Source organism: Streptomyces sp. NPDC058964 (genome assembly GCF_042741275.1).
Classification (GTDB): domain Bacteria; phylum Actinomycetota; class Actinomycetes; order Streptomycetales; family Streptomycetaceae; genus Streptomyces.
In genome coordinates this window covers 1-5,501 of record NZ_JBHYKH010000575.1, presented here as the reverse complement: position 1 = coordinate 5,501, position 5,501 = coordinate 1, and the positions used below count along the sequence as shown (strand labels likewise).

Here is a 5,501-nt window from a genome sequence, read left to right as displayed (position 1 = left end):
GGGGCCGAGGCGGCGGGCGCAGCGGGCCGGACCGGCGTCACCGCGGCGGTCGCCGTGGAACTGGTGCACGCCTTCTCCCTGCTGCACGACGACATCATGGACGGCGACACGGACCGGCGGCGCCGCCCGACCGTGTGGAAGGCCTACGGAACCGGACCGGCGGTGCTGGCCGGGGACGCGCTGTTCGCGCTGGCCGTGGAGACCCTCGCCACCGCACCCGGCGGCGCGGCGGGCGTACGGCTGCTGTCCGCCGCCCTGGCCGACCTGGTGCGGGGGCAGGCGGACGACCTGCTGTTCAGCACGCGTCCCTGGACCGGTCCGGAACGGGTGCGGCCGGAGGAGTACCGGGCCATGGCCGAGCACAAGACGGGTGCGCTGCTCGGCTGCGCGGCCGCACTGGGCGCCTCGCTCGGCGGCGCCCCGAAGTCCACGGTCACCGCGCTGGACCGGGCCGGACGGCATCTCGGGACCGCCTTCCAGACGATCGACGACGTCCTGGGGATCTGGGGCGACCCGGCCGTCACCGGCAAGCCCGTGCACGGCGATCTGCGGGAGCGCAAGAAGACGTACCCGGTGCTCGCCGCGTTCGACTCCCCCGCCGCCCGGCACCTGCCCGCGCTGCTGGACGCGGGGGAGACCGAGGCGGCGGCGGCCCTGATCGAGGAGTGCGGGCGGCGCGGCGCGCCGCGGGGCGAGGCCCCCCCCCACCACGCCGCCCCGGGGGGCCCGCGCCCGCGTCGGGGTGCGGTACCCCCCCCGCCCACCACCGGCCGCCCCGGAGTCCGCGCTCACCGGCGCGGCGGTGGCGCCCGGGACCGCCGCCGAGCTGCGGTGTCTGCTGGACTTCCTGGTGCGCCGCGACCTGTGAAACCGTGTTGACCCTGCCGGTCCCGCCGGGACACAGTCGAGGCGGCGCGGCCCTCACCCCCGCGCCGAAAGGGTGAACCACCTTGATCGGCATCTCGGCCATCGAAACCGCGGCACGGCGGATCGCGGGGCACGTCGTGCGCACCCCCACCGCGCCGAGTCCCGGCCTGTCCGGGCTGCTCGGCGTCCCCGTCACCGCCAAGCTCGAACTCCTCCAGCGCACGGGCTCGTTCAAGGCGCGCGGTGCGACGGCGAAACTGCTCTCGCTGAGCGAGGCCGAGCGCGCGGCGGGTGTGGTCGCGGTGAGCGGCGGCAACCACGGCGTCGCCCTCGCGGTGATGGCCGCCGCCCTCCATGTGAAGGCGACGGTCGTCATGCCGCGCACCGCGCCCGCGCGCTCCGTCGCGATCGCCGAGGAGGCCGGCGCGTCGGTGCGGCTGACCGACGGGATGGACAGCGCGTTCGAGCTGGTGAACCGGCTGCGGGAGGAGGGGCTCACCCTCGTCCACCCCTTCGACGACCCGATCGTGGTGGCGGCGCAGGGCACCGTGGGACTGGAGCTCGCCGCGGACGCCGGCGAACTCACTGACGTGATCGTCAGCATCGGCGGCGGGGGCCTGATCTCCGGCGTGGCGGCCGCCCTGCGCGCCCGCCGGCCGGACGTCCGGATCTGGGGCGTGGAGACGGAGGGTGCCCAGGCGATGTCCGAGGCGCTCGCGGCAGGCGGGCCGGTACCGGTCCGGCTGTCGTCGATCGTCACCACGCTCAGCGCCCCGGCCGTGTCCCGGCTGACGTACGAGCATGTGTCCGCGCTGGTCACGGAGGTGCTGGTGGTGCCGGACCGGGCGGCCGTACAGGGCTGCCTCGACCTCGCCGAACACGCCAAGGTGTGGGCCGAGCCGGCCGCCGGATGTCTGCTGCCCGCGGCCCGGCAGGTGCTGGACCGGGTGGGCGACGGCGCCCGGCTCGGACTGGTGGTGTGCGGGGGCAACACGACGCCCACGGAACTGCTGGCGTGGACCGATCGATTCCGGCTGCGCTGAGACCTCATCGGCACCCGGCTGTTTACCCTCGGTTACCTGCAGGTCGAGGCCGGGAAATAGGCCGTCTTCCGGAAGTCGGTGGCGTGTTCGGCCAGTTGAATAAGAGGCAAGAAGCGAGCCGGAGTTGCAGATCCTTTGAACACTCCCCGTTGCCCCCCGCGTACCTCTGGGAAAGACGAGGCGGGGGTTTCAGCGAGGTATGACCATGGGCAAGGCGCAGGGCTCGGCACAGGAGTTGGTCGCCGGCAGGTACCGGCTCGTGGAGACCGTCCATCGCGAGACGAACCAGATCTGCTGGTACGCCGAGGACTTGCAGGCGCAGCGGCCCCGCCTGGTGTCGCAGGTCGCGCTGCCGGACGGCCCGGCCGCGGAGACCGTGCGCAGGGCCGTCGCCCGTGTCCTGCGCACCTCCGAGCTCATGACGGTTCTCCGGCCGGGCCGGGTGGCCATGGTGATCGACGTGATCGAGGAGTCCGGCACGCTGTGGACCGTGACCGAGTGGATCGACGGTACGCCGCTGGGTGAACTGCTGGCCCAGCAGGGCTCGTTCAACTACGTGCGGGCTGCGCGGATCGGCCTGGAGCTGCTCGACGTGCTGGAGGCGGCGCACGGCGAGGGCTTCACGCACGGCGAGCTCAGCCCCGGCCAGGTGTTCGTGCGCGACCAGGGCCCGGTCGTGGTCACCGGATTCGGACTGGCGGGCGCGACCCTGGCACCTCGCCTCACGGCGCCGTCGTACGCCTCGCCGGAGCAGGCCCGTGACGAGCGCATCGGGCCGGCCGCCGATCTGTGGGCGCTGGGCGCGATCCTCTACACGATGGTCGAGGGACGGCCGCCCTTCCGCGACCGGGGCCGCCCCGACGCCACCCTCAAGGGCGTGGACCGGCTGCCCCTGCGTACCCCGCTGCGCGCCGGACCGCTGGCCCGGGTCGTCCAGGGACTGCTGCGCAAGGACTCCCGGGAGCGGCTGACCCGGCCGGTGGTCCGCGAGGCGCTCACCCGAGTCCTCACGGACGGCTCCGAGGCGGACCGCGAGCCCGCGCCCGTGCCCGGGTTGCGCGGCGCCTGCGCGACGGCCCTGCGCATCGGCCAGGGGTGGAGCAGACGCACCATGGTCGTCGGCACCGCGCTGGCCGTCGTCACCGTGGCCGCCGCCGTGCTCGCCGCGACCCTCGGGCTCCCCGGCACCGGCACCTCCGACGCGGCGGGGGCCGCGGCGGGAGCGTCCGCGGCGGGAGCGTCCGCGGCGGGAGCGTCCGCGCCGGCCACCCCCACCGGCGACCGCACCGACGGCTCAGCCTCCCGCCCCTCCCCCACGCCCGGCAGGTCCACGGCCGCCCCCACCGCGACGGCCTCGCCCTCCCCCTCGGCCACCACGGCCGCCCTGCCCGCCGGCTACCGCCGCTACACCGCACCGGAGGGCTTCTCGGTCGCCCTCCCCGAGGGCTGGACCCGGCAGACCACCACGCGCACGAACGACGCCTACCGCGTCACCTTCGGTCCGGGCGGCGACGACCCGCGCACCCTGGCGGTCACCTACAGCTCGCAGGCGGGCCCGGACCCGGTCGCCGTGTGGCGGGACGACGTCCAGCCCGGTCTGGAGCGCGTGGACGGATTCCAGCGGATCGGCGCGATCGAGGCGACGACCTACCAGGGCTACAAGGGCGCCGACATGGAATGGCTCTCCGGGTCCGGCAGTGCCCGGGTGCGCACCTTCGGCCGCGGTTTCCTCATCGGCGGCCGGCACAGCTTCTCGCTGCGCTTCACGACTCCGGCCGACGCCTGGAACAGCGCCGCCGACCGTCTGGCGCTGAAGACCTTCCTGCGGACCTTCCGGTTGCCGACGGCCTGACGTGCCGAGGGCCTGACGGACCCGTCAGCGTTCCGGGATCGCCGACGGGTCCGTCCCTATAGGCTGGTCGGTCTGCACCGCGCAGACCGGCCACCGTGCTCCCAGGAGAGTCATCCGTGACCCTAGCGATCGTCCCGTCCGAGACGTCCCCCACGTCCCCGGCACCCCTGTCCGACCTGATCGCGCGGGACGCGCGGGAGTTCGGGGTCTACGCGCGGACCGGAGGATGGGCCTTCGGGCTGATGGTGGCCCGCAGCGTGCGGCCGGGCGGGCAGGGCGCGGACGGGACGGCGAAGGTGTCGGCGAAGGAGTTCGCGGCGCTCGCCGGGTGTTCCGCCGAGCGGGTCATGCGCTACTACAAGGCCTGGGACCGGGCCGCCGACGACGGCGTGGTCCCCCACTTCGAGGCGCTGGCACCGGGCCAGGAGGTGGAACTGCCGGACGCGGACGTGTGGCTGGGCTACTACGTCTCCCGGTCCGGCGCCACGTCCGAGCGCGGCACCGCCATCGCCGAGGCCGCCGAGGCCGAGGGCATCCGGCCCACCAAGGCGCTGGAGGTCGCGGAGAATCCCACCGCCCTGCGTGCCGCCATCCTCGCCGACCCCTCCACCGCCCGCGCGGCGCGCACGGCCCTGCTCGACCGGGTGCGTCAGGACCCGGAACTCCAGGCCGAGCTGGCCCGCGACGTGGTGCGCACGGACGCCCTGAAGAAGGCGGTGGCCACCGAGAGCCGGTCGGCGGACCGGATCGGGTACGTCCGTCAGATCGCCGAGTCGGGACAGATCAGGACGCCCGCCGGGCAGACCGTGGACGCGCCCGCCGAACTGCGCCAGGAGGCCGAGCGGCACCTGTCGCTCATCGACGAACTGGACGACGGCGAGGACAGCGGCGAGTGGGCCGCCGAGGCCTACGACACCATAAGGACCCTCGTCGTCGAGACGGTCGAGGCCGACCCCGGACTGCGCGTACAGGAGCGGCGGACGAAGTTCTACAGCAGCCTGCAGAAGGCGGCCAGGGCGTTCGAGGAGCTCACCTTCGACGACGCCCAGGACTTCTACGAGGACGACATGGTCCAGCGCCTCGAGGAACTGCAGCGGGCCATCGGCACCTGCCTCACCGCCCTGCGCGACGCACGGAGCAATCCGCCGGGCGAGTGAGCATCTTGCGCGTGAGCGGGGTACTAGAGGGCCCTACGTCGATTGTTCCCGGAGGCCCCCACATGACCCCCTTCGTGCGCAAGACCCTGGTGGTGCAGATCCAGGCGGGCGCCACGGACCGCTTCTCCGTACTCGCCCATCTGACGTACGACGCCGACGACCCGTTCGCCGTCACGGCGGTGTTCGCCCACGACGGCCATGTGCTCGCCCGGTGGCGGCTGGACCGGCAGATGCTCGCCGACGGTCTGCGCGGGCCGGTCGGGGTCGGGGACGTCCGGTTCCGTCCCGTGGCCACCGGCATGTGGCACGAGCTGCGCATGGACTTCCTCGGCGACGTCCGGCCCGGCGGCGGGCGCCACCGCGCGGTGGCCTTCGCCTGGGCCCCCGCCATCGCCGCCTTTCTCAGAGAGACACGGAAGGTCGTGGCGCCGGGGCGGGAGGAGGTCCGGGTCGACGACGTCCTGGCGGAGATACTGGCGACGGGCTGAGCTTGTTCTTTATCTACCAAGATCTGCCGGGTTTACCGATGGCCTTGAGGGTCTCGGGGCGTTTGACGGTCTTGCCCACGTCGTAGCGGGGTGC

5 protein-coding genes are annotated in these 5,501 nt (G+C 73.9%); all 5 read left to right on the top strand.

The annotated features are described in order from the left end of the window. The coding region (locus ACFW2E_RS40580; protein ID WP_384475232.1) for a polyprenyl synthetase family protein at positions 1 to 879 on the top strand (879 nt) is incomplete at its 5' end. Between the two features lie 71 nt (positions 880 to 950). Then, on the top strand, positions 951 to 1,910 hold the full coding sequence (locus ACFW2E_RS40575; RefSeq protein ID WP_384475229.1) for a threonine/serine dehydratase: 960 nt from the start codon (positions 951 to 953) through the stop codon (positions 1,908 to 1,910). Between the two features lie 199 nt (positions 1,911 to 2,109). Beyond that, positions 2,110 to 3,762: a serine/threonine-protein kinase gene (locus ACFW2E_RS40570; protein ID WP_384475226.1), complete on the top strand. Its 1,653-nt coding sequence runs from the start codon at positions 2,110 to 2,112 to the stop codon at positions 3,760 to 3,762. A gap of 116 nt (positions 3,763 to 3,878) precedes the next feature. Continuing rightward, positions 3,879 to 4,919 (top strand): hypothetical protein, encoded by a 1,041-nt coding sequence (locus ACFW2E_RS40565; protein WP_384475223.1) that lies wholly within the window; start codon positions 3,879 to 3,881, stop codon positions 4,917 to 4,919. 62 nt (positions 4,920 to 4,981) lie between these two features. Next, entirely contained in the window at positions 4,982 to 5,407 is a 426-nt protein-coding gene (locus ACFW2E_RS40560) for an SsgA family sporulation/cell division regulator (RefSeq protein WP_384475220.1), read from the top strand. The last annotated feature ends 94 nt before the right edge of the window (positions 5,408 to 5,501 follow it).

What these genes read in the sequence shown, in the direction of transcription:
- ACFW2E_RS40570 (WP_384475226.1), top strand. Translation starts at nt 2,110, where the DNA reads ATGACCATGGGCAAGGCGCAGGGCTCGGCACAGGAGTTGGTCGCCGGC.
- ACFW2E_RS40560 (WP_384475220.1), top strand. Translation starts at nt 4,982, where the DNA reads ATGACCCCCTTCGTGCGCAAGACCCTGGTGGTGCAGATCCAGGCGGGC.